Annotated in this window: 28 protein-coding genes; 5 read left to right on the top strand and 23 right to left on the bottom strand. The window is 45.5% G+C overall.

Annotated features, from left to right (window positions below):
* Position 1: 1 nt before the first annotated feature.
* The 10 genes from rplV to dusA all read right to left on the bottom strand — a co-directional run bounded on the left by rplV (position 2) and on the right by dusA (position 6,455).
* Positions 2–334 (bottom strand): 50S ribosomal protein L22, encoded by a 333-nt coding sequence (gene rplV / locus BLT32_RS10060; protein WP_053954203.1) that lies wholly within the window; start codon positions 332–334, stop codon positions 2–4.
* A 13-nt stretch (positions 335–347) separates the two neighbouring features.
* Entirely contained in the window at positions 348–626 is a 279-nt protein-coding gene (gene rpsS / locus BLT32_RS10055) for a 30S ribosomal protein S19 (RefSeq protein ID WP_026860408.1), read from the bottom strand.
* Positions 627–642: 16 nt separating this feature from the next.
* The gene (gene rplB / locus BLT32_RS10050) at positions 643–1,467 is read right to left on the bottom strand and encodes a 50S ribosomal protein L2 (RefSeq protein ID WP_053954202.1); all 825 of its coding nucleotides are present in this window, start codon (positions 1,465–1,467) and stop codon (positions 643–645) included.
* A gap of 14 nt (positions 1,468–1,481) precedes the next feature.
* Positions 1,482–1,784 carry a 50S ribosomal protein L23 gene (gene rplW, locus BLT32_RS10045; protein WP_053954201.1) on the bottom strand — a complete coding sequence of 101 codons (303 nt, stop codon included), beginning with the start codon at positions 1,782–1,784 and terminating at the stop codon, positions 1,482–1,484.
* The gene (gene rplD / locus BLT32_RS10040) at positions 1,781–2,386 is read right to left on the bottom strand and encodes a 50S ribosomal protein L4 (RefSeq protein WP_053954200.1); all 606 of its coding nucleotides are present in this window, start codon (positions 2,384–2,386) and stop codon (positions 1,781–1,783) included. The genes rplW and rplD overlap by 4 nt, the downstream gene beginning before the upstream one ends.
* An 18-nt stretch (positions 2,387–2,404) precedes the next feature.
* On the bottom strand, positions 2,405–3,043 hold the full coding sequence (gene rplC / locus BLT32_RS10035) for a 50S ribosomal protein L3 (RefSeq protein ID WP_053954199.1): 639 nt from the start codon (positions 3,041–3,043) through the stop codon (positions 2,405–2,407).
* A gap of 38 nt (positions 3,044–3,081) precedes the next feature.
* Positions 3,082–3,393 (bottom strand): 30S ribosomal protein S10, encoded by a 312-nt coding sequence (rpsJ, locus tag BLT32_RS10030; protein WP_053954198.1) that lies wholly within the window; start codon positions 3,391–3,393, stop codon positions 3,082–3,084.
* 223 nt (positions 3,394–3,616) lie between these two features.
* Complete coding sequence (locus BLT32_RS10025; RefSeq protein WP_053954197.1) at positions 3,617–4,837, bottom strand: dipeptidase; 1,221 nt, start codon at positions 4,835–4,837, stop codon at positions 3,617–3,619.
* A gap of 168 nt (positions 4,838–5,005) precedes the next feature.
* Positions 5,006–5,275, bottom strand: a complete 270-nt coding sequence (locus BLT32_RS10020) for a hypothetical protein (protein ID WP_053954196.1) — start codon at positions 5,273–5,275, stop codon at positions 5,006–5,008.
* Positions 5,276–5,456: 181 nt separating this feature from the next.
* Positions 5,457–6,455 carry a tRNA dihydrouridine(20/20a) synthase DusA gene (gene dusA, locus BLT32_RS10015; protein ID WP_143020958.1) on the bottom strand — a complete coding sequence of 333 codons (999 nt, stop codon included), beginning with the start codon at positions 6,453–6,455 and terminating at the stop codon, positions 5,457–5,459.
* A gap of 177 nt (positions 6,456–6,632) precedes the next feature.
* Here dusA and zur point away from each other — a divergent pair, with 177 nt between their 5' ends.
* Genes zur through BLT32_RS09995 form a run of 4 tightly spaced genes read left to right on the top strand, consistent with a single transcriptional unit; the run spans position 6,633 to position 10,399 of the window.
* The gene (zur, locus tag BLT32_RS10010; protein ID WP_053954195.1) at positions 6,633–7,073 is read left to right on the top strand and encodes a zinc uptake transcriptional repressor Zur; all 441 of its coding nucleotides are present in this window, start codon (positions 6,633–6,635) and stop codon (positions 7,071–7,073) included.
* Between the two features lie 25 nt (positions 7,074–7,098).
* Positions 7,099–9,429 carry a M1 family metallopeptidase gene (locus BLT32_RS10005; protein ID WP_053954232.1) on the top strand — a complete coding sequence of 777 codons (2,331 nt, stop codon included), beginning with the start codon at positions 7,099–7,101 and terminating at the stop codon, positions 9,427–9,429.
* Entirely contained in the window at positions 9,419–9,925 is a 507-nt protein-coding gene (locus tag BLT32_RS10000; RefSeq protein ID WP_053954194.1) for a DUF6702 family protein, read from the top strand. The genes BLT32_RS10005 and BLT32_RS10000 overlap by 11 nt, the downstream gene beginning before the upstream one ends.
* Before the next feature lie 3 nt (positions 9,926–9,928).
* Entirely contained in the window at positions 9,929–10,399 is a 471-nt protein-coding gene (locus BLT32_RS09995; protein WP_053954193.1) for a chemotaxis protein CheX, read from the top strand.
* Between the two features lie 13 nt (positions 10,400–10,412).
* On the opposite strand, the gene dnaB is transcribed toward BLT32_RS09995, so the two are convergent.
* The 9 genes from dnaB to rnr form a co-directional block, all read right to left on the bottom strand.
* Entirely contained in the window at positions 10,413–11,807 is a 1,395-nt protein-coding gene (gene dnaB, locus BLT32_RS09990) for a replicative DNA helicase (RefSeq protein WP_053954192.1), read from the bottom strand.
* Positions 11,808–11,891: 84 nt separating this feature from the next.
* Positions 11,892–12,854, bottom strand: a complete 963-nt coding sequence (locus BLT32_RS09985; protein WP_053954191.1) for a DUF4097 family beta strand repeat-containing protein — start codon at positions 12,852–12,854, stop codon at positions 11,892–11,894.
* A 160-nt stretch (positions 12,855–13,014) separates the two neighbouring features.
* The gene (gene rplI / locus BLT32_RS09980) at positions 13,015–13,467 is read right to left on the bottom strand and encodes a 50S ribosomal protein L9 (RefSeq protein ID WP_053954190.1); all 453 of its coding nucleotides are present in this window, start codon (positions 13,465–13,467) and stop codon (positions 13,015–13,017) included.
* Positions 13,468–13,508: 41 nt separating this feature from the next.
* A complete protein-coding gene (gene rpsR / locus BLT32_RS09975) occupies positions 13,509–13,736 on the bottom strand; it encodes a 30S ribosomal protein S18 (RefSeq protein ID WP_011235166.1) in 228 nt (75 codons plus the stop codon).
* Positions 13,737–13,746: 10 nt separating this feature from the next.
* Positions 13,747–14,046: a primosomal replication protein N gene (priB, locus tag BLT32_RS09970; protein ID WP_053954189.1), complete on the bottom strand. Its 300-nt coding sequence runs from the start codon at positions 14,044–14,046 to the stop codon at positions 13,747–13,749.
* 19 nt (positions 14,047–14,065) lie between these two features.
* Positions 14,066–14,416: a 30S ribosomal protein S6 gene (gene rpsF, locus BLT32_RS09965; protein WP_053954188.1), complete on the bottom strand. Its 351-nt coding sequence runs from the start codon at positions 14,414–14,416 to the stop codon at positions 14,066–14,068.
* Between the two features lie 136 nt (positions 14,417–14,552).
* A complete protein-coding gene (locus BLT32_RS09960; RefSeq protein ID WP_053954187.1) occupies positions 14,553–14,984 on the bottom strand; it encodes a hypothetical protein in 432 nt (143 codons plus the stop codon).
* The gene (gene rlmB / locus BLT32_RS09955) at positions 14,974–15,720 is read right to left on the bottom strand and encodes a 23S rRNA (guanosine(2251)-2'-O)-methyltransferase RlmB (RefSeq protein ID WP_053954186.1); all 747 of its coding nucleotides are present in this window, start codon (positions 15,718–15,720) and stop codon (positions 14,974–14,976) included. Before rlmB ends, BLT32_RS09960 begins: the two co-directional genes overlap by 11 nt.
* 3 nt (positions 15,721–15,723) lie before the next feature.
* On the bottom strand, positions 15,724–18,015 hold the full coding sequence (gene rnr / locus BLT32_RS09950) for a ribonuclease R (RefSeq protein ID WP_053954185.1): 2,292 nt from the start codon (positions 18,013–18,015) through the stop codon (positions 15,724–15,726).
* Between the two features lie 579 nt (positions 18,016–18,594).
* Between rnr and BLT32_RS09940 the strand changes: the two genes are divergently transcribed.
* Positions 18,595–19,182 carry a CBS domain-containing protein gene (locus BLT32_RS09940; RefSeq protein ID WP_053954183.1) on the top strand — a complete coding sequence of 196 codons (588 nt, stop codon included), beginning with the start codon at positions 18,595–18,597 and terminating at the stop codon, positions 19,180–19,182.
* A gap of 71 nt (positions 19,183–19,253) precedes the next feature.
* Here the strand turns inward: BLT32_RS09940 and BLT32_RS09935 are convergent, their stop codons facing one another.
* Genes BLT32_RS09935 through BLT32_RS09920 form a run of 4 tightly spaced genes read right to left on the bottom strand, consistent with a single transcriptional unit; the run spans position 19,254 to position 22,951 of the window.
* Entirely contained in the window at positions 19,254–19,862 is a 609-nt protein-coding gene (locus BLT32_RS09935) for a hypothetical protein (RefSeq protein WP_053954182.1), read from the bottom strand.
* Positions 19,863–19,864: 2 nt separating this feature from the next.
* A complete protein-coding gene (locus BLT32_RS09930) occupies positions 19,865–20,992 on the bottom strand; it encodes a murein transglycosylase domain-containing protein (protein ID WP_053954181.1) in 1,128 nt (375 codons plus the stop codon).
* Positions 20,955–21,668, bottom strand: coding sequence for a hypothetical protein (locus BLT32_RS09925; RefSeq protein ID WP_053954180.1), 714 nt, complete (start codon positions 21,666–21,668; stop codon positions 20,955–20,957). The genes BLT32_RS09930 and BLT32_RS09925 overlap by 38 nt, the downstream gene beginning before the upstream one ends.
* Positions 21,668–22,951, bottom strand: coding sequence for a hypothetical protein (locus BLT32_RS09920; protein ID WP_053954179.1), 1,284 nt, complete (start codon positions 22,949–22,951; stop codon positions 21,668–21,670). Before BLT32_RS09920 ends, BLT32_RS09925 begins: the two co-directional genes overlap by 1 nt.
* Positions 22,952–22,954: the final 3 nt, after the last annotated feature.

Raw genomic sequence — 22,954 nt, 5'->3', positions numbered from 1 at the left:
CCTAGCTATCCGACACGACCACAGTAATGTGGCTGGTGCGCTTAAAGATACGATCGGCACGGCCTTTCGCACGTGGCTTGATGCGCTTCATTGTAGGACCTTCGTCTAAGAAGATCTTAGCAACTTTCAGCTCATCGATGTCCGCACCTTCGTTGTGCTCCGCGTTCGCGATTGCTGACTCTAAAACTTTCTTAATTAAGCCAGCAGCTGCTTTTGGGCTGTATGCCAGGATATCCAGTGCTTTTTCTACTGGAAGTCCACGGATTTGGTCTGCGACCAAACGGCCCTTTTGAGCAGAAACGCGGGCAAATTGGTGTTTAGCAATTGCTTCCATCACTCTCTACCTCTTACCGTTTCTTCGCTTTCTTATCAGCAGCATGGCCGCGATAAGTACGGGTTGGTGCGAATTCGCCCAGCTTATGACCGATCATTTCGTCTGAAACGAAAACCGGAACGTGTTGACGACCGTTGTGAACAGCGATAGTCAAACCGATCATATCAGGGATGATCATTGAACGACGGGACCAAGTTTTAATTGGCTTTTTATCCCCGGCTTCCAACGCTTTCTCCACCTTATTTAGCAGGTGAAGGTCTATAAATGGACCTTTTTTAAGAGAACGTGGCATGTTTAATCCTCAACTCTTATTTGTTGCGACGACGTACGATGAACTTATCAGTACGCTTGTTCTTACGGGTTTTGTAGCCCTTGGTCGGCGTGCCCCATGGACTTACTGGGTGACGACCACCAGAAGTACGGCCTTCACCACCACCATGTGGGTGATCAACTGGGTTCATCGCCACACCACGTACGGTAGGACGAATACCACGCCAGCGGTTTGCACCAGCTTTACCCAATTGACGCAGCATGTGTTCTGCGTTACCAACTTCACCAAGAGTAGCGCGGCCTTCAGCTTGAACACGACGCATTTCACCAGAGCGCAAGCGAATGGTTACATAAGCACCATCACGAGCCAAGATTTGGCAATATGCACCAGCTGAACGAGCCATCTGCGCACCTTTACCAGGCTGTAATTCAACAGCGTGCACAACACTACCCACTGGGATATTACGCATTGGCAAAGTGTTACCTGGTTTAATAGGCGCATCTGAACCAGATTGAATGCGGTCACCCACTTTCAAGTTCTTAGGCGCTAAAATGTAACGGCGTTCACCGTCTGCATACAGAACCAAAGCAATGTTTGCTGAACGGTTCGGATCGTATTCAATACGCTCCACTTTTGCAGGAATGCCGTCTTTATTACGTTTAAAGTCGATAATACGGTAATGGTGCTTGTGACCACCGCCGATATGACGAACCGTAATACGACCGTTATTGTTACGACCACCAGACTTGCTGTTCTTTTCCAGCAATGGTGCGTAAGGCTTGCCTTTGTACAGATCCTGACCAACGACTTTTATCTTGTGGCGTTGACCCGGAGACGTAGGCTTACTTTTAACTACAGCCATGTTTATTCCTCCTGTTACTCAGCGCCGCCAGCGAAGTCAATGTCAGCACCTTCTTTCAAGGCAACATACGCTTTTTTCCAGTCGTTACGCTTTCCGAAACGGAAACCGGTACGCTTGGTTTTACCTTTAACTTTGACGGTACGTACGTTTTTGACTTCAACTTCAAAAAGTTTTTCGACAGCTGCTTTGATTTCGGCTTTTGTCGCATCAACAGCAACTTTGAATACAACAGTGTTGTTGCCTTCAGCAGTCATTGTCGACTTTTCCGAAACGTGAGGTGCTACAATCACATTAAGCAAACGTTCTTCGCGCATCATGATAACACCTCCTCAAGCTGCTTGACGGCGTCTGCAGTCATCAATACTTTTTCGAAAGCAATCAGACTGACAGGGTCGATACCCTGAACGTCACGCACGTCGACTTTATGCAAGTTGCGAGACGCTAAGAATAGGTTCTCATCAACTTCTTTGGTCACGATTAAAACGTCATTCATATCCATTTCTTTAAGCTTCGCAGCCAGTTGCTTCGTTTTTGGCGCTTCAACACCAAACTTCTCAACAACGACCAAACGCTCTTGGCGAATGAGCTCTGAAAGGATGCTTTTAATCGCACCACGGTACATTTTCTTGTTAACTTTCTGGGTGTGATTTTGCGGTTTAGCCGCAAACGTTGCACCACCAGAACGCCAGATTGGACTACGGATAGTACCCGCACGAGCACGACCAGTCCCTTTTTGACGCCAAGGTTTCTTACCGCCACCTGCTACTTCAGAACGAGTCTTCTGAGCTTTAGTGCCCTGACGAGCACCTGCAGCGTATGCTACAACTACTTGATGGACAAGGGCTTCATTAAACTCACGTCCAAAGGTAGCTTCGGAAACCTCAAGACCGCCTTTTGCGTCTTTCAATGTTAATTCCATCACTATTCTCCTCAGACGTTATGCCTTGACCGCAGGTTTAACGATAACATCACCACCGGTTGCTCCCGGTACCGCACCTTTTATTAATAAAAGATTGCGCTCTGCATCAACTCGAACGAGTTCAAGTGATTGCGTAGTGACTTGTTCATTACCCATTTGGCCAGCCATTTTTTTGCCTTTGAATACTTTACCAGGCGACTGGTTTTGACCGATTGAACCCGGCGCACGGTGAGCCAATGAGTTACCGTGAGTAGCGTCCTGGGTACGGAAGTTCCAGCGCTTAACAGCACCAGCAAAACCTTTACCTTTTGAAGTACCAGTAACGTCTACTTTCTTAACTTCTGCCAAAACTTCAACAGTCAGTTCTGCGCCAACTGCGTAGTCTTCGCCTTCGCCATTTTCCAGGCGGAATTCCCAAAGACCACGACCTGCCTCAGTACCAGCTTTAGCGAAGTGACCCGCTAAAGGCTTGGTTACACGGCTTGCTTTCTTCTCGCCTGTGGTCACTTGAAGGGCACGATAACCGTCTGTTTCCTCAGATTTAATCTGAGTCACACGGTTCGCCAGCACTTCGATCACAGTAACAGGAACAGAAGCGCCGTCTTCCTGGAAGACACGCGTCATTCCTACTTTACGACCGACTAGACCTATAGCCATTGTTAAAACCTCTCGTGTGTAATCCTATTACTGCCCACTTAACCCAAGCTGATTTGTACATCAACACCAGCTGCCAAATCTAAACGCATAAGCGCGTCTACGGTTTTGTCAGTTGGGTCCATGATGTCAATCAGACGCTTGTGGGTGCGGATTTCGTACTGGTCACGCGCGTCTTTATTCACGTGTGGGGAAGTCAGCACGGTGAAGCGTTCTTTCCGTGTTGGCAGTGGGATAGGACCACGTACCTGAGCACCAGTGCGTTTTGCAGTTTCTACGATCTCTGCAGTCGACTGGTCGATCAGACGGTGATCGAACGCTTTCAAACGAATCCGAATTCTTTGATTAGCCATAAATAAATCAAAGCCTCAATAAAAAAGAGCATTTAAAAAAGAGCACAGAAAACCGCAACCTCCCTGGCACATACCGGGGGTGCGATATTCTACGTCAACCGTTCAGTCCCCAATCGGGACTGTTGTCGAACCCCAATAAATAAAAAGCTTTCGCTAAAAATTCATGGAGTGGCCGCGAATTATACGGATTCGCGGCCTTGTGTCAAGGCTTAAAAGCTCTTAATTAGTGTCCTTCAGCGTAATCTTCGACCGCTTTCCAAACACGCATTAAGTTTTCGCCGAGAATCATTTGTATTTCTTTCTCAGAGTAACCACGATCAAGCAGTCCCTGAACCAGGTTTGGGTAGTCTGAAACATCTTTTAATCCAACCGGGAGAGAGTCCCCTACTCCATCGTAATCAGAGCCCACCCCAATGTGTTCAACACCAATAAGCGCTTTTACATGGTCAATATGGTCCAGTACCGTTTCCAGTGTTGCGAACGGATACGGGTTATTTGCTTCAATGTCAGCGATGCGACGCTTCGCTTCTTCGCTATCGGCTCCATACTGCTCTTTCACGGCGCTAATACGTTTTTTCATCATGTCGCGGTAGCGGTTAGCCTGTTCCGCAAGAAATGACGAGCCAAAGTTAATTTGAATCACACCTTCATTTTCAGCCAAAGCTTTAAGCATGTCGTCGCTCATATTACGCTCAAAACCTGGTGTGTACTTACGTAACGATGAGTGAGAGGCAATGACAGGCACTTCACTAATTTCAACAGCCTGGTAAAACGCATCGTCTGAAATGTGAGAGACATCAACCATCACCCCCACTTTGTTCATCTCTTTGACGAGCTTCTTACCAAAAGGACTTAAACCATCCCATTGGCGGCGTATGTCGTACGATGAGTCTGAAATGTGGTTTGACAGCGAGTGAGCCAACGTAATGTAGCGAATACCACGCTCATAGAACATGTGTAGGTTATCCAAGTCACCTTCTATGGGGGTTCCGTTTTCCATGCCCAACGCTATCGACATTAAGCCTTTTTCCTTATTCGCACGAATATCGTCAGTGCTATATGCCATCGCAAATTTATCAGGGGCACGCGCAACCAATGCTTCCATCCCATCGATTAGTTCATGTGCCAACTGAACACTGCCACCACTTTCTTCATAAGAGGCTGGTATATAAATGGACATAAATGGCGCATCGAGACCACCTTCAACCGCTCTTGGGTAGTCGAAATCACCGTCCTTGGTTGCAACAGATACGTCGTCCCATTTGTCACGGATGCGATACGGAACATCAATATGCGTATCCACGAGCAAATACTCATGCGCCAAATTGACTGCTTTTTCAGAAGCTTGATATTGGGTTTCTTGTTCGTTCGATGATGATTGGCTGGCCGTTGCACAACCGGTTACAGCAACCAAAATGGATGCGGCAAGTAATGACTTTAACATGCGTATTCCTCATTATTGTTTTTAGAGATACACGCAGATTAGCAAAAGTCTAACCTTGTCGCATCATTGATGCGCTCAATCCCATTGCAGCTCCGATAATTAACGTACCTATTACCGGAGCTGCTAACCAGCCAACCCACCAGGGTTCAAAGATAATCATGCGTCACCCTACTGAATTTGCTTTGCTTTATTGTCTTCCGGAAGCTCTTCTTTAGATGACTCAGCAACCACAGTTGCCTCTAAAGAAAATACTTCTGCCGCCCACTCTTGTAGTGACGCTACCGCCGAGTTTTTAATTAACTGCAAACTCTCTACTGTCATTTGAGTGACTTGCGTTTGTATCTCTTCCGACAAAGACATCTCCTGCTTGTCTGAAGCAAAAGCTGATGAACTGAACAACATAACACCACTGACTGCACCGATAATTAACGCTTTCATGAGGTTCTCCTTTGATTTAGTCATTGCGTTAGTTAAGTCGCTAAAACTAATTCAAAGGTTGTGCCAATTTTATAAGCTTTTGTTTTTAATTAGTTTATTTATATTTTGGCGCTTTAGAGATGAGAGGGGGAGTGGTGAGAATTACCACTTATTAGTGAGTTTCCAAATGAGGTTTAAGCTTTTATGTCATTAATTCGCTTATCGGTTTTTTGTGATCATTTTTAAAGTCCAGGGCGCCCTTTAAAAGAGACTCGCCGCTTTGTGCTTTGGGGCCTTTAATGCTCAAATACTGCCGCCAACGCTTGCCCCCGGGAAGCCCCTGAAAAAGCCCAAGCATATGCCTGACAACATGCCAAGCTCTACCGCCGCTGGCAATATGCTTGTTAACGTAAGGGATCATTGCTTCGACGACCTCCTCACGGGAAACTGAGTTCGCCACGCTACCGAGAGTTTCGTCAAAAGACGTTAATAGCCAAGGGTTCTGGTAAGCCGCTCTGCCAACCATCACGCCATGGACATTCCGTAAATGGTTAACAATGCTTTCCGTTGTTTTAATACCGCCATTTATTGCAACAGGAAAGCCTTTATAGCGCTCCTGGGCTTTATAAACCCGGTCATACTGCAGCTCTGGGATATCTCTGTTTTCTTTAGGGCTAAGTCCCTGAAGCCAGGCTTTTCGAGCATGCAGGGTCAGTTGGTCAACTCCAGCGTCCACAACAGAGTCAGTGAACGCATAAAGGAAGTCATCGCTGTCATGGTCGTCAATACCCAACCGAGTTTTGACGGTTACCGGAATATCGACTGCTTTTTTCATGGCTTTTACACAGTCTGCGACAGCTGCAGGCTCTGCCATTAAACAAGCACCAAAGCTACCATTTTGAACACGGTCAGATGGACAGCCCACATTAATATTAACTTCATTGTAGCCACGCTCTTGAGCTAAAGCTGCGCATCGAGCCATGTCTTCAGGATTACAGCCGCCAAGTTGCAGAGCCACGGGATTCTCTTCTTCGTTATAAGCTAAGAAGTCCTGTTTACCGTGTATAATTGCGCCTGTTGTCACCATTTCAGTATAAAGCAGGGTTTCTTTCGTGAGTAAACGATGAAAGTAACGGCAATGGCGATCGGTCCAATCCAGCATCGGGGCCACTGATAGTCTGTAATTGTAAGCTGTTGCCACTGCCGGTATTCCTTATTTACTACTGCCAAACTGAGCGCCCTATTCTATCGTAAACCAAGGCTTATATCAGCACAGAAATTAGGAAGGATGAGTCGTGTCCCGACTTAAGGTAAAAGCCTTTCACTTAACCACAAAACTCACTACAATGGCTTTAACTTTTTTTAAATATCCAGGCTAATGACTCGTCAAGAAGCGCAACGACTAATTCGAAAAGCTGAAGTTCTTTGTCAGAAACGAGGAGCAAGGCTAACCACCGCCCGACGTGAGGTTTTCACTATTTTAGCCGAACAGTCCGGAGCCATTGGTGCGTATGACTTACTCGACCAACTTCGGGAAGTGATACCCAACGCCAAACCTCCAACCATTTACAGAGCGTTAGACTTTCTTCAGGAACAGGGTTTTGTTCACAAAATAACGTCGTCTAACAGCTTTGTTCTCTGTACGCATTTCGATCATCAACACCCAGTGCAAATGCTTATTTGTGACTCTTGCGGTGATGTTCAGGAAATTCAATCTGAAGGGGTCTACGACGAGCTAAAGCACCAGGCCGAAGCTCAAGGGTTTAAGGTTGAACAGCAAACGATAGAAGCACATGGCTTGTGCACTAAATGCCATTAAAATAAAAACTAAACAGGTCTTTACTATGAAGTTATATCAATATGCGCTAACGGCGACGGTTTTATTGGCGACTAGCCAAGCAAGCCATGCTCAGGCATTTGAAGATAAGTTTCGTCAGCTGAATGACGATAAATTTCGCAGTCCGAACGTTTATCGCACAGCTTCTGGTGCTCCGGGGCACGAGTATTGGCAGCAAGAAGCTGACTATCATATAAAAGTACAGTTGGATGATGAGAATCAGAGCATTACTGCTCAAAGTACCATCACTTACACCAATAACTCACCTGATACTTTGCGCTATTTGTGGGTTCAGCTTGACCAAAACCGGTTCCTCAAAGACTCCATAGGCCCCCAGTCAAACAGCACCAGCAAGCCTGAGCGAATTAGCTTTTCCCGTATGGAAAGCATGATGACCCAGGAAAGTTTTCCAGCAGGGTACGAGCTGACAGAAATTAGCTATGACAACGGTGAGCCACTCTCTCATTATGTCAACGACACAATGCTGCGTTTGGACTTAGACGAGCCGTTAGAAAGTGGTGAAAGCGTCACTTTTAATATCAACTGGGCTTTTAACATCATCGAAGCCGACGTGCTCGGTGGTCGTGGTGGTTACGAGTATTTCGAAGACGATGGTAACTACCTGTATGAAATGGCACAGTGGTTCCCTCGCATGGCTGCTTACTACGATGTTGAAGGCTGGCAGAATAAACAATTTGTTGGCAACGGTGAGTTTGCACTAGAGTTTGGTGACTACCGTGTTGAAATTACCGTTCCTGCCGACCATGTTGTCGCATCAACCGGCGTTCTACAAAATCCGAATGAGGTGCTAACTTCGACCCAGCGTCAGCGTTTAGAGCTAGCCCGTAATTCAGGTGAGCCTGTCAAAATAGTTACTCAAGAAGAAGCTTTAGAGAACGAAAAGGAAGGCACAGACGACACCAAAACCTGGATTTTCGAAGCCGACAAAGTGCGCGACTTTGCCTGGGCTTCTTCTCGCAAATTTATTTGGGATGCACAGGGCTATAAAAAGAATGACACTGATGTCATGGCAATGTCATTTTATCCTGAAGAAGGGAACCCGCTTTGGGAGCGCTATTCGACAGCCTCGATTATTCATACCATTGAACATTACAACGACTATAGCTTTGACTATCCATACCCGGTCGCTATTTCTGTAAATGGACCAGTCGGTGGTATGGAGTACCCAATGATAACCTTCAACGGGCCTCGTCCTTACGTCGATGAAGAATCCGGAGAGAAATACTATTCAGCGCGTACTAAGTACGGGCTCATTTCAGTTATCATTCATGAAATTGGTCATATTTATTTCCCAATGATAGTGAATACCGACGAACGTCAGTGGACTTGGATGGACGAAGGTATTAATACTTACCTACAGTTCCTGGCTGAACAAAAGTGGGAAAAAGACTACCCGTCCTGGCGGGGTGAGCCGCGCAATATTACCCGTTATATGGCAAGCGCTAACCAAATGCCAATAATGACCAACTCAGAGTCGATACTCCAATTCGGCAATAACGCCTACGGTAAGCCTGCAACTGCTCTCAATATTTTGCGTGAAACCATTGTCGGCCGCGAGTTGTTTGATTTCGCATTCCGTGAGTACGCTCACCGTTGGAAGTTCAAACGCCCAACCCCAGAGGATTTATTCAGAACATTAGAAGATGCATCCGGCGTTGATTTAGACTGGTTCTGGCGGGGCTGGTTCTACTCGACAGAACATGTCGATATTTCACTGGATAAAGTGCATTTACTGACAATTAACACTCAAGATCCTGAAGTAGAAAAAGCGTGGCAGCGTGAGCAAAAAGAACAAGAGCCAACTTCTTTGACGACTAAGCGTAATGCCGATGTCAATTATAAAATTCATCAACAGCCCCACTTGGCCGATTTCTATAACGAGAATGACGAGTTTACCGTCACAAATGCTGATAGAAACGAATACCAGGAACTGTTAAAAGGACTGAACGAAGAGCAAAAAGCAATGCTCGAAAATGGCAGTAACTTCTATGTGCTCGACTTTTCAAACAAAGGCGGCTTGGTTATGCCTATTTTGCTCGACTTGCACTATGAAGATGGCAGTAAAGAACATGTTCGCATTCCAGCGGAGATATGGCGCCGCTCTCCAGAGCAGGTTAGTAAGCTATTAATACGCGATAAAACCTTAACTCAGGTAGTCATTGACCCGAACTGGGAAACTGCCGACGTCGATACGACCAATAACTACTGGCCGGCACGTGCCGTTCCATCAAGAATTGAACTGTTCAAGCGCGACGACCGTAAAGACAGTTTAATGGAGCGTTATGATGAGAAGTTGAAGTCAGACGATGAAAGTTAAAGTTTTCGCCCTAGTAATCTGTGTTGTGCTGACGCTTCCTGCGTTAGCACATCGCTATTTTTTTGGACTAACCGAGATAAGCAGTAACCAAAACACCGGAGCCGTTGAGTTTGTTCATCAGTATACGTTACATGACGTTCAGCATGCGCTTAGCAAGTTAACAGGCGAGCGGTTTAGTCTAGATCAAGAAAACGCAGAGGCTGTGTTACAGCAATGGGTCACTGATAACTTCTCAGTCAAAAACACCAAAGGCGAAGAAGCGAGCCTGAAGTGGGTTGGTTTTGAAGCCGACTATCAGAAAATATGGGTCTACCAAGAGCTACCTAAGCAAAAAAATCTGTGCGGATGGGAAGTATCAAATACATTGTTATTCGACAGTTTTTCGGCTCAAGTAAACACTGTCAATGTTGTTGATAGTTACGGTAACCGCAGCCTGATATTAACGGATGAAAACAGAACTGATACCATTAACTGCCAGAAAGACAGTAAGGAATAAATAATGAATGCCGAGTTTGTAAACCCATTTCTTCAAGCGTTGCAAAATGTCTTGTCGATGATGGCTCAAATGGAATTGAAACCTGGGAAGGCTCAGTTAAAAAAAGATGAGTATGCCCGTGGCGATGTATCGGGGATTATCGGCATGGTCGGTCCTCAGGTTAAGGGATCTTTTTCGATTTCTTTTGAAGAGAACCTTGCTTGCGAAATCATGAATAAGATGCTTGGCGAACTGCCAGACAGCATTAATGAAGACGTTTGCGACATGGTAGGTGAAATTACCAATATGGTGACTGGAGGCGCTAAAAAAACTCTTGGGGAAAACGGTTATGACTTTGACATGGCCACACCAATAGTTGTCTCAGGAAAAGACCACACCATTTCACACAAGTCGGAAGGCTCCAAGCTTATAATGCCGTTCAACCACGTTGCCGGCAAAGCTTACATCGAAATTTGCTTCGACAAAATAAAGTAACGCAGAGCGACGACTAATATCGGTCGTCGTCTGCAGCACGGGCATAATTATCGAATCTGGATAAGTGCCCGTGGAATTTCAAATCGACCTTCCCAATGGGTCCGTTACGCTGCTTACCAATAATAATTTCGGCCATCCCTTTTTCAGCAGAATCAGGGTGATACACTTCATCTCGGTATATAAACATAATAACGTCCGCATCCTGCTCTATTGAGCCGGACTCACGCAAGTCCGAGTTAACCGGACGCTTATCTGAGCGTTGCTCTAGTGAGCGGTTTAGCTGTGACAATGCAACTACCGGTACCTCTAACTCTTTCGCTAAAGACTTTAATGATCTCGATATTTCCGCAATTTCAAGTGTTCGGTTTTCAGACATACCCGGGACAGTCATAAGCTGAAGGTAATCGACCATGATCATAGAAAGCCCTTTATGCTCCCTATGAACACGACGCGCACGAGACCTGACTTCCGTCGGCGTTAATCCCGATGAGTCATCAATATAGATATTATTTCTATCGTTAAGCATATTCATGACCGACGCTATTCTGGCCCAGTCATCATCTTCCAGTTTACCCGTTCTCACTTTGTTCTGATCAACGCGGCTTAACGACGCTAACATACGCATCATCAGCTGCTCTGCAGGCATCTCTAAGCTAAATACCAGTACTGGCTTATCGTCATTAAGTGCAATGTTCTCGGCCAAGTTCATGGCAAAGGTCGTTTTACCCATCGACGGGCGGGCAGCAACGATAACCAAGTCAGACGGCTGTAAACCTGCCGTCATTTGGTCCAAATCTGTAAAGCCAGTCGAAACACCGGTCACACCATTGTTGTTCTTGAGCTTACTGAGTTGCTCTATTTTTCCTACAGTACGCTCAAGAATCTGATTAATACCTTGTGGCCCTTCGCTTGAGCTTACTCGTTTTTCCGCAATTTTAAACACTTTAGATTCGGCGAGATCCAATAACTCGGCACTGCTTCTGCCCTGGGTGTCATAACCCGACTCGGCAATGTCGTTCGCCGCCCCTATCATTTCGCGCAGAATTGCGCGCTCTCTGACAATATTGGCATAAGCGAGTATGTTCGCAGCACTCGGAGTGTTCTTGGCGATTTCACCAAGATAGGCGAACCCCCCAATCTGCTCTAGCTCACCGGCTGTTTCTAAAGACTCAGAGACCGTTACAAGATCCATAGGCTGGCTGCGCTGTGCCAGCTCATTCATTGCTTTGAATATTAAGCGATGCGCGCGATGGTAGAAATCTTCCGAAATGACGCTGCCGGCAACACTGTCCCATGCGTCGTTATCAAGCATAAGGCCGCCTAAAACCGACTGCTCGGCCTCTATGGAATGAGGCGCAGAGCGCAGTGCTTCCACCGATGCATCACGTTTTCTTGCTGTTTCTGCCATCCGAAAAACCTAAGATAGGAATAAAAAAGAGGGGAGTACTATACAAAATCCCCTCTTAATTAGAAAGCAAGTTTGCCGATGAAACTAGTCTTTGCTTAACGTTATTTCACCGCTGACTGTTGTGGCAGAGACATCCGCCGTTGCATCGCCGAGTTTAAATTCTAATGTTGATGATGGACCCCATTCAGCTTTTTCTACTTTGTCATCGGTTAAACGATTAGTGATTTTTCCACCAGCGTTTGATTTGATGGAGAAATTAGCATGTAAGTCACCCCGCCATTCAAAGTCTAAGTCGCCACTGACTGACTTGGCTTCGACTCGAGCAGACTCTGCCAGTCCTGAGGTCAACTGTGCATCGCCGCTCACGGTTGTCATTTTAGCGTGACTTAAAATACCAAGTGTTGCGTTAATGTCACCCGATACAGACTGCATGGTAATATCTGACAGGCTATCAGATTCGACAATGATATCGCCGCTAACGGCCTGATAGGAGCCTTCAGCAGACGTATTTTCTGTATCCGTTATGTCTCCGCTGACTGTCTCGAAACTGCCGTTACCACTCGCTCGTTTTGAATTAATATTGCCACTCACCGTTTTCAGATGTATTAACCCACTAATGTCACTAACACTGATATTTCCACTCACCAGACGCACATCGAAATCGTTGGTAAAACCAGCAGCCAATACATCCATAGATACACCTTTAACATCGATATCCATTGACTCTGGTGCATACACTTTTAAATCTGATCCGTCTGAATCAGACGAAGAGAAACTAAAGCCTTTATTTTGAGGGGTTTTAACCTCTACATATAGGGTGTTTCCCCGTTTCTCAAAGATAAACTCCTCAGCTTCTTCATCAAGTGTTCCTACAACTCTTACACTGTCAGTTTCAGAGGTAATGAGTTCCAGCTTTCCTCGCATATTATCAATAGACAGTCTACTGGTTGGCGTAACCTCAAGCTCCTTGTCGACTTTGTCTTGTGCCAGAGCCGATGACGTCATCAAAAGCAAACCACTACCTAATAGAGTTATTAATGTTTTCATGTCATTCTCCCGGTTAAATTTCTTTCAGTTGTTGACTCTGAGGCTAATATGACTGGCTCAGTAAAATTAACTTCCTGCTGAAAAGCTTTACATAAGGTATACCGAAGGCAAAAAAAAAGCTGCCCGAAGGCAGCTTTTTTTAATCGGTTAGTTGCCGAAATTACTCAGCAGCAACAACTTTCAAAGTGATGTTCGCAAATACATCTGCATGCAGGTGCAATTCAATGTCAAATTCACCAACTTCACGGATAGTTCCGTGAGGCATTAACACTTCGCTCTTCTTCACTTCAACGCCTGCTGCAGTTACTGCATCAGCGATGTCGCGAGTACCGATAGAGCCGAATAGTTTGCCTTCATCACCCGCTTTAGATTCGATAACAACTGCATCTAACGCATTAACTTTTTCAGCACGCGCTTCAGCTTCTGCTAAGTGCTCAGCTAATTTGGCTTCGTACTCAGCACGGCGCTGTTCGAACAGCTCGATGTTGCTTTTAGTTGCAGGTACTGCTTTTCCTTGTGGGAAAAGGAAGTTACGTGCATAACCAGATTTTACGCTTACTTGATCGCCAAGGCTTCCCAAGTTAGCAATTTTGTCTAATAAAATGATATTCATTTTCTCGCTACCTCTACTTTTGGTAATCGAACCGCGCTAGCTTACTGATGTGAATCAGTATAAGGCAGCAGTGACAAATAACGAGCACGCTTGATAGCGCGCGCTAACTGACGCTGATACTTAGCAGATGTTCCAGTAATACGGCTAGGAACGATTTTACCGGTTTCGGTAATGTAGTTCTTAAGCGTAGCGATGTCTTTGTAATCAATTTCTTTTACGCCGTCTGCTTTAAAGCGGCAGAACTTACGGCGACGGAAAAAACGAGCCATGATGGTCTCCTTAAATCAATTCTAGATGCTGAGCGTGAAGTACGAGACGCGGCGTACCGCTATTGTCTTCGTGTCTGTGCAGAAAGCCTTCTGCTAAGACTTCACAACCCACCGTCAATTTTTGTAACCAGTGTTGTAACCCTTCACCACTTAAAACGACTTGAATTCGCACATAAGACTGGCGACTCATACCCGCTTCGGGTTGCATCGACCGATGCTCAATAACTAACTGCAAATGTTCTATGCCTGATGGGCTAGTTTCCAGCTTTGCAGCTTTGCTTAAAGTTCCGGTTAAATGCAGTCGATTCATAGTGAATAGTCAGCTTGCTTTACGCAGCTTCACTGTCACCTTTGCGATCTTCCTTCGGCTTAGTCAGCGGCGAAGGTTCAGTAATCGCTTCTTTCTTACGCATGATCATGTTGCGTAATACTGCATCGTTAAAACGGAATGCAGTTTCAAGCTCTTCCACAACCTCTGCAGACGCTTCAACGTTCAAAAGAACATAGTGCGCTTTGTGCAGTTTGTTGATTGGGTAAGCCAATTGACGACGGCCCCAGTCTTCTAAACGATGGATTTGACCACCACCTTGCTTGATCGTTTCGCTATAGCGCTCGATCATGCCAGGTACTTGCTCGCTTTGGTCCGGGTGGACCATAAATACGATTTCGTAATGACGCATTACAGTTTCCTTTTGGTTCGTATAGCCTCGGTTCAGCTCAGCCGCACTGACATAGAAGCAAGGAACTCAACTAGTAGTTAATACAATGGCTGATTTAAGCCGCGCGATACTATCAAAAAAAAGCGCTGACCGCAACTTAGTCAGCGTCTTTATGAGCTTTTTCAATACGCGAACTTAGGAGGGAGACGAGGCGGTCCGCTAATTCATTTGCAACAGCTTTCTCACCGCGAACGATTAAATGATCAACCGCGCTGCCTTCTTTAAATACCGAGGCATCCAATTGAATACTGGTGTCGTCTTCTGTGACTTTCGTTTGAACTTGCCACTGCGACTCTTTCTCTTTAACAACATGCCATTCGTGCCTTACCTTTAAGCGGTTTTTAATGTCGATAACCAACTCTTCTGCAGCACGACTGTCTGCCTGTTCTACATTAAATGAGAACGACACAAAAGGTTTTGTTGAGCGCATCCACTCAGGACTATCCCAGTTTGGCGTCCAACTGATAAACAACACGGCAATCATTGCCAGAGCGATACCTACAGGTATCAGTTTTCGCTTAAGCTCCACTGCGCTGCCTCACCACTTCGAACAGGCAAACACCACTAGCCACTGAAACATTTAAGCTGCTGACACTACCACTTAACGGTATTGAAACAAGCTCGTCACAAGTTTCGCGAGTCATGCGTCGCATGCCTTTTCCCTCGGCTCCCATCACTAAAGCTACGGGGCCTCTGTAATCAATATCATATAAAGACTGGGTGGCTTCGCCAGCGGTGCCGTAAACCCAAACACCTTTTTCCTGAAGGTCCCGCAGAGTTCTCGCCAAGTTAGTAACAACCACTAAAGGAACCTGCTCCGCAGCACCAGAGGCGACTTTTCTTACTGTTGGTGTAATTTGCGCTGATTTGTCCTTAGGCACAATCACCCCAGTAACACCTGCAGCATCAGCAGTTCTCAGGCACGCCCCTAAATTATGAGGATCTGTCACACCGTCCAGCACTAAAAATAGCGCTGGTGCTTCCGAGCCGTCCAGAAGCTGAGCCAGGTCATGCTCTGTTAATGTCGGTGGCGAATGTACCGTTGCAACAACACCTTGATGATTCCCACCTTCGGCACGCTTTTCCAATGCTTGCTTCGGCACCCATTGCGGTCGAATTCCAGCGGTATAACACTCATTAACAATTTCTTTAACCGACTCGTCCTGACGTTCTTTCGACACGTAAAGCTCGACTAATCGGTCGGGGTGGTTTTTCAAAATTGCCTTAACGGCATGCAAACCAAAAACAGTAACTTTCTGACTCATTGTTTATTTCCGGTTTTTATTGCGAGAGCCCTTTTTACGCTGGCCTCCGCGCTTATTTTTTGAAGGCCGACTGCCCTTAGGTTTACCAGCCCCTTTCTTAGGCATATCACGTTTTTTACCGCTTGGGCTTGTCGCTTCCAGTAAGCTCAAGTCAATTTTTCGATCGTCCAGATTCACGTCTTTCACTTTGACTTTAACACTGTCCCCCAAACGGAACACGCTATGACTATTTTCCCCTATCAGCATGCCTTTTTGCTGATCGAAGTGATAATAATCGTTGTCTAAGTTGCTTATGTGAACAAGACCATCAATTTGATAGTCGCTCAACCTAATAAACAGGCCAAAGTTTGTGACTGAGGATATTACGCCTTCAAACTCCATGCCTATGTGATCAAGCATGAACTCACACTTCAGCCACTCATCGACTTGACGGGTCGCATCATCAGCACGACGCTCGGTCATGGAAGTGTGAACGCCCAGTTCATCTAGCTGTGTTTCTGAATACGACCAAGCACCAACCAAGCCTTTATCACTGCCATTTTGCTTGCGAACTATCGACTTAATGGCTCGATGTAAAATTAAATCAGGGTAACGGCGAATTGGCGATGTAAAGTGCGCGTATGATTTCAGTGCTAAACCGAAGTGCCCTTTGTTTTCCGGTTGATACACCGCTTGCTGCATTGAGCGCAGTAGCATGGTTTCTATCAACTCGTGGTCCTGACGGTCTTTCACTTCTTCCAGCAGCTTCGCATAGTCTCTTGGGGTAGGCTCTTCTCCGCCCCCTAAGTTGAGACCGAGTTCACCAAGAAATGCTCGAAAGCTGGTTAGACGCTCGTCGCTCGGTGTCTCGTGAACACGGAATAAGGCGCCCACTTCCTTGTCAGATTCAATCAATTGAGCCGCAGCAACGTTCGCCATAATCATGCACTCTTCAATAATTTTATGTGCAACATGGCGCTTAACAGGCTCAATACGCTCAATTTTACGTTGAGCGTTGAATATGAAGCGCGTTTCCTGGGTATCAAACTCAATAGCAGAACGACGCTTACGTGCAGCGCTTAACGCGTTATAGAGTTTTCTAAGTTCCTCTATGTTTTCAAGAACCGGTTCATACTGCTCTCGTAATGCTTTGTCGCCATCGAGAATGTCTTTCACTTTGTCATAAGTGAGTCGCGCATGGCTTTTCATAACGGCGGGGTAAAACTTCGACGTTTTTAACTTACCACGCGGCCCAAGCTCCATTTCAGCGACCATGCATAAACGATCAACGTCAGGGTTTAAAGAGCACAGGCCATTTGACAGCTTCTCCGGCAGCATCGGAATAACGTTATTCGGGAAGTAAACAGAATTGCCACGTTCTGTCGCAGATTTATCGAGTACCGTATCCGGACGAACATAATAAGAAACGTCAGCAATGGCGACCCACAAACGCCAGCCTTTTTCTTCAGGTATACAGCAAACCGCGTCATCAAAGTCACGAGAATCTGCACCATCGATAGTAATTAATGGCAAGTCACGTAAATCGACACGTCCTTCATAGGCTTCTTTCGGCACTTCTTCACTGTACTTAGACAGTTCACTGTCTATTCCCTCGGGCCACTCATTCGGGATATCGTGCTCACGTATGGCCACTTCAATTTCCATACCCGGTGCCATATGTTCACCCAATACTTCGGTAACATGGCCAATAGGGCTGGTACGACGACTGGGACGTCGGGTGATTTCAACAACCACTAACTGTCCATGGCGAGCCCCATTTTTATCGGCATCCGGAATTAAAATATCCTGGCTAATGCGGTTATCGTCGGGAACAACTATGCCCAGGTCATGCTCAATAAAGTAACGACCAACGATATTGCGATCCCTCGGTTCCGTTACCCGAACAATGCGCCCTTCTGTTTTTCCTCGGTTGTCTTTACCACTTTTTTTAACTAAAACCCGGTCACCATGCAGGACTGAATACATTTGATGGTGTGGTATAAATAAATCCGGCCCGCCTTCATCAGGCTGACAAAAGCCAAAACCATCTTTGTGGCCAATAATACGGCCTTTAATTAAGTCCATGCGCTCGGGTATTCCGTAGGCATTGGCCTTACTGTATATCAGCTGCCCATCGCGCTCCATAGCACGCAAGCGTCTTTTCAAGCCAACCGCCTGGCGTTCATCGTCGAGCTTGAAAACTCGAACAAACTCGTCAAAAGGAACGGGTTTGAGATTATCTTTCACTAGCTGAAGTAGCTGCTCGCGGCTAGGAATTTCAACTTCGTATTCGGGCACTGTTTTATTATCTGACATAGAATCCTATTTAATTTTGTTCGGTTCAATTACCGATGCACAACAGTATACGTGCTGTAGAAAGGATTGTCAGTGTTTGCTTGTATTTTGAACAAGAGACGCCATATAACGATAGTTGGATAAATTTATTGTTGAACGACTCAATATGTTTTAACTTGATCTGAGTCAGATGAAAGTTGTCGAAATAAAACATGAAATTGTGCGCACTGAATAATCACAAATGGGAAGCTTCGACCGGTTTTATTAGGGAAGCCTGCGCATGTTTTATTATTGCCGTTTTGGCGTTTTTAACTTATCAACTTCCCTCTACACAGAACTCTCCTCATCTAGCTTCAAATACTGAAAGTGCAACGATTGCCGCTGACCTCTTAACGTTTGAAACAGACTTAACGGAAGACAGTGATGAGTCAGACAAAACTCTAGCAAGCAAAACACAAGGGTATATTGAAAAGCTTTCCAGAACCTTAATAAACTTTGTACAGTGTTTGCCCGAAACACGACTACCTCTATGGCACAGACCTCGTGAGCCTCCTTACTTCCTTTAAAAACAAACACACATTTTTTTAAAGGAGTTTTACAATGAGTAATTTCAAAGAAATTCAATGGTCTTCAAAAGAAGACTCAGCGTTAATCCATCACCGTTTCGAAGGCTTGAAAAAGCTTAGCTGGCATGACAGCGCTCTTCATGTCATGGATAATTTTGATATGTCCGTACCTGTAGAGCTGTCCGAAAATACATTTATCAGTGATGCAGAACTCGCACTGAAACAGCGTTCAAGCCGTTATGCCTGTATTCAAAATAATGATAAACGTATGACAGGTTTATTAGCACTTAGAGATTTACATGGGCGAAAAGCAACCCAATTAGTAACCAGTACTCAAACTCACTGGGGAGAGCTTACTTCAAAAGATTTGATGACCCCCCTATCATCTCTACCACAAGTGCAATTGAGCGATGTGCAAAAATCTAAGATAGGTGATGCTGCTGCAACCCTGAAGTCTTCCGGTAAAGATTTTCTTGTCGTGGTCAACAACAATGAGGTTTATGGTGTCATTTCATCCCTTAAAATAGCTGAGCTTACAGGCGAGTCCATAAACGTTTTTCATTTACCCTCGACATTTGCTGAGATTATTTCAGTAGTCAACCACAAAGAGATGATCGACTAACACTTTAAATTAAAAATGCCCCGATATAACGCATTATATTGGGGCATCTGTTTCAATATGAACTATCTGCATTAAAGTGAATCTAGCTCTTTTTCCAGCTCTTTCATTGCTTTTTGAGTACGAAACTCTTCATAGAGCGCCGCTTTAGATTGCGGATCAAGCTGACGGTTTGACTCATCAACTAAAGTATCAAAAGTTTCACGAGTGTCTTCTTTAACAACTAAAGCACACAAATACTTTTTACCATCAATTTGCGCTAACGAAATTTCTTCCGGCGTTGAACCTTCTAGAGTTTCGCTGGAAACTTGTTTAGTGACCTGCTCAAATGTCGAACCAACATCACTTTTGCCTTCAGCCTGAAGCTTGCGGTTATATAATTTATCTAACACGCTAGCCTTTATGCTGATCTGCTGTGCCATATCAGCTCTTGCAGCAGCCACCGCTTGCGGTCTATCTACGGCCATATTTCCTGACCAGTCGACACACGCTGATGAAGCTAGCCCTTTGTCCGATTTAGGAAGAAACACCCAAGCAGGCGCTGAGTCTTGAGGATTTCCGGTCACAGACTGCATCTGCTGATTTGCCTGTGCCGACGACTTTTGCTCTTCTGTTTGTTCCGGTTGAGAGGCACAAGCAGCTAATGCAAAGCACACCCCTATGGTAATCAAATGTTTTTTCATAATTATAAACCCAATGTTTTTTGATAATGAGCTTCACGCTCAGTGACTTTTGTTAAATAATTCTTGGTTTCCGATGCCGGCAAATAAGTCATTAAATGCTCGTACACTTGCTTCGGTGACATTTGGTTCGCAGCTCTACTCGCTCTCGTCAATGAAGTGGTATTCGTCATTGCCCGCGCCACATTTCCCGGTCCAGTATTATAAGCCGCAATTGCCATATAAAAGCGAGACTGAGTATTGCGAACATCTTTAAAATAGCGGTTTATCAACAAATGAAAATAAACGCTGCCAGCCTGTATATTTCTATTCGGATCAAACAGGTATTCAGGCGTTAGCAAGCGTTGTTGACCATGCAAAAAGCCAGTGATGTCTTTTCCTGCTGACGTAGGAACTATCTGCATTAAGCCAAAAGCAGGAATGTGAGAACGGGCCAGCGGGTTAAAGCTAGATTCAGTATGGATAACAGCTATAACTAACTCGGTTGGGAGCCCCCATTGACGCGCGTAAGTCTCTGCTGCCGGTAGTACTCGTTTTACGCGATCTGATACCGCAGCGTCTGGCATCTTGATAGTCACTGAGGCTCGTTTACCGGAGCGCTGTACTTTTTGCTGAGACAAGTCCTGTGCCTCGACCTTTCTGCCTAGCAAAGACTCAGATTTCTGTGGTTGCTTTTGAGAGCGGCTATTAACACTCATGCCCGCATTGATTAAGACAGGATCGGACTCAACAGCTTCTTGCGCAGAGGTCTCATTCAACCGTTTAACTTCAGCTTTCGCTGTGTTTAATACATCCGCGTCGTCAGAGTCATCCAAAACTTCCACTGTAATAGTGTTGTTTTCATAATCGACGATGGTTCGACGACTTTTGTCGTCCGAATATTCAACCCAGCGTTTTTTATCAGGGAGCTTAGCGTCATCCCACTTTTCAGCAACTTCCTTACGATACGCTTGCTCGGCTTCCTGCCAACGCTCAACAAACGCCTGAAATTCCTGCTCACGTTTATCCTGGAACTCCTGAAACTCAGTCTGCTGCTCTTTAAGGTACTGCTCAAATTCAGCATCGTCCTGTGCAACCGTACTAAAAACGCTGAGACTAAAAATAGCTAGATAAATCGTCGGCTTTTTCAGCATCTTCCCGCTCCTTTTGTTCTTCAGCATTCAGCTTTAATTGACGGCACTCCACTGAGTCGCAGCTACTGGTTAAGTCAATCACTGATTGCCAACGGCCATCAGAAAACCAAATTGATGACACTGCGTATTTTGCAGCATTCATGATCAATGCACTGTCATTAAGGTTAGTGTCTAAATAGCCTAGACGTTGCTCCTCGGGCGCCAGCTTCGCGATTAACGCCACTGCATCGGCAGAAGAATACGAGTGTGATAAAGCTTCTTTAAGAAAAGGCTTTATCTGTTCAAGCTCGCCCTGTTCGACCAAAAACCATGCTGCTCTTACCGATAAGCCGGCAATATTCAATGACCAATCACTGACTTGTGACTCCCCCGTACAATGCAGCCACCCGGACTCATTCCATGAGTTAAACTTCTCAATGTCTGCTCGAAGAAATGAAACCTCACCAGGCACGCTAAGGCCAACACGTTCACTCAGACGTTCTCTAACTTCGGCTCTAAGAGGTAAAGTCAATGCTGACCGACAAGCTTTTTGCCAGGCCTGGCTTGGTAATTTCGAGTCAGTTCGCACTCTAGCTTCGCCGTCTGAAATCTCTTTTTCAAACCGACTCAGCTCTGGTGGCTCTGAAGCTATAGCAAGCTGGGACAAAAGCCCCAGCGATGCAATAAACCACTTCATTATAGGTTATCTTCGTCAGACACCTTACCTGACGCCCCTTGAGGGTTCGCCGCTTCGTCGTTTTGGCCACCATAAACTCGAATATTCCGACCTGAACTGCTTGGATTAGCTGTACCGCCGGCTTCCATTTCGCGTTTAGCTTCGCGAGACACCGCTTCTAAAGAAGGAGAATAAACGGATACGGTATACATCCAATGACCATCTTCGCTCGCAAAGCTCCGGTTACTGACGCCCGGAGGCAGTTGACCTTTAGTGACAGCGCCATATTCATCAGACATTTTCAATTGATTAAGGAAGACAGTACGTTCGCTATCCAGTTTTTTTGCAGTTGTCGGATCTTCTAAGCGCGGATCGCCGCCGTATTCAAACTGCTGATTTGACTCCACTTGATCTTCGCTGAAGCTGCCTTTCCAATAAACTTCATCGCCCTGCATAGTGCCAATAAGCGCGCTGTTTGCTCGGCTTTGTGACTGGCGTTTAGCCGCATCTTTCAGGCGTCTTGCAACACGCGGGTTATCGTTATCGCGAATAATTGCAGAGCCATAACCCATTAAAATAATTTCGCCGGTGTCAGCGTGGGTTAGGATTTTCGCTCCCATTGGCGGCAAAACACCACTGTTAATATCTGCAACTACTTGCTTAAATACTTCATTCGGGTTTGTCGTTACGGCAACAGCGCCATGACTGTCACGAATTTGCGCGCGTGTTTTAGGTGTTGAAATTAAGCTAACTCGAACTGTCTTTTCATCAACGTTGTCATAAACATCGAAAGTGACATAGCCAGATAAAGAACCAGATACAGAGTCAATGCAATTCTCTTGCATAGTCGTTGATTCATTAGTAACCGAGTCAGAACCCGTTTGGATATCATCCAATACCGTTTGAACAGCGTTCTCACATTCCTGTTGAATGCCATTCATATTTTCAATAAGCTGCTTCTTCGCAATTAGCGCGGCTTGGTTGTATGCGCCACGCTTCGATAACAGCGTCGCATTCATATTGTCGTAGGTGTTATAACTAGAACTACCGATAGACAAAATCCCGGTTCCGCTGCCAACCTGAACTAAACGAATACCATCCTGGTTTTCATCTACAAGCTGTTGGTGAGCTGCTTTTACAGCCGTTTTCTCGTCTTTACCGACAACCACATTACCTTTAGTAACGACGTCGGCAGACTCCACATTTTCGCCAGGTCGGGCCGGAGTCATATCTGTTAAGTCAAAGTCTTGTGCAAATGTTGGCAACGCAGCCAATAACGCTAAAGTTAAGAGTGAACGTTTCATTAT

Origin of the sequence: Idiomarina zobellii (assembly GCF_900100855.1) — a bacterium.
Taxonomy (GTDB): Bacteria; Pseudomonadota; Gammaproteobacteria; order Enterobacterales; family Alteromonadaceae; genus Idiomarina; species Idiomarina zobellii.
Note: the sequence above shows the minus strand (reverse complement) of the source record. Positions and strands in the feature narration are given on the sequence as shown.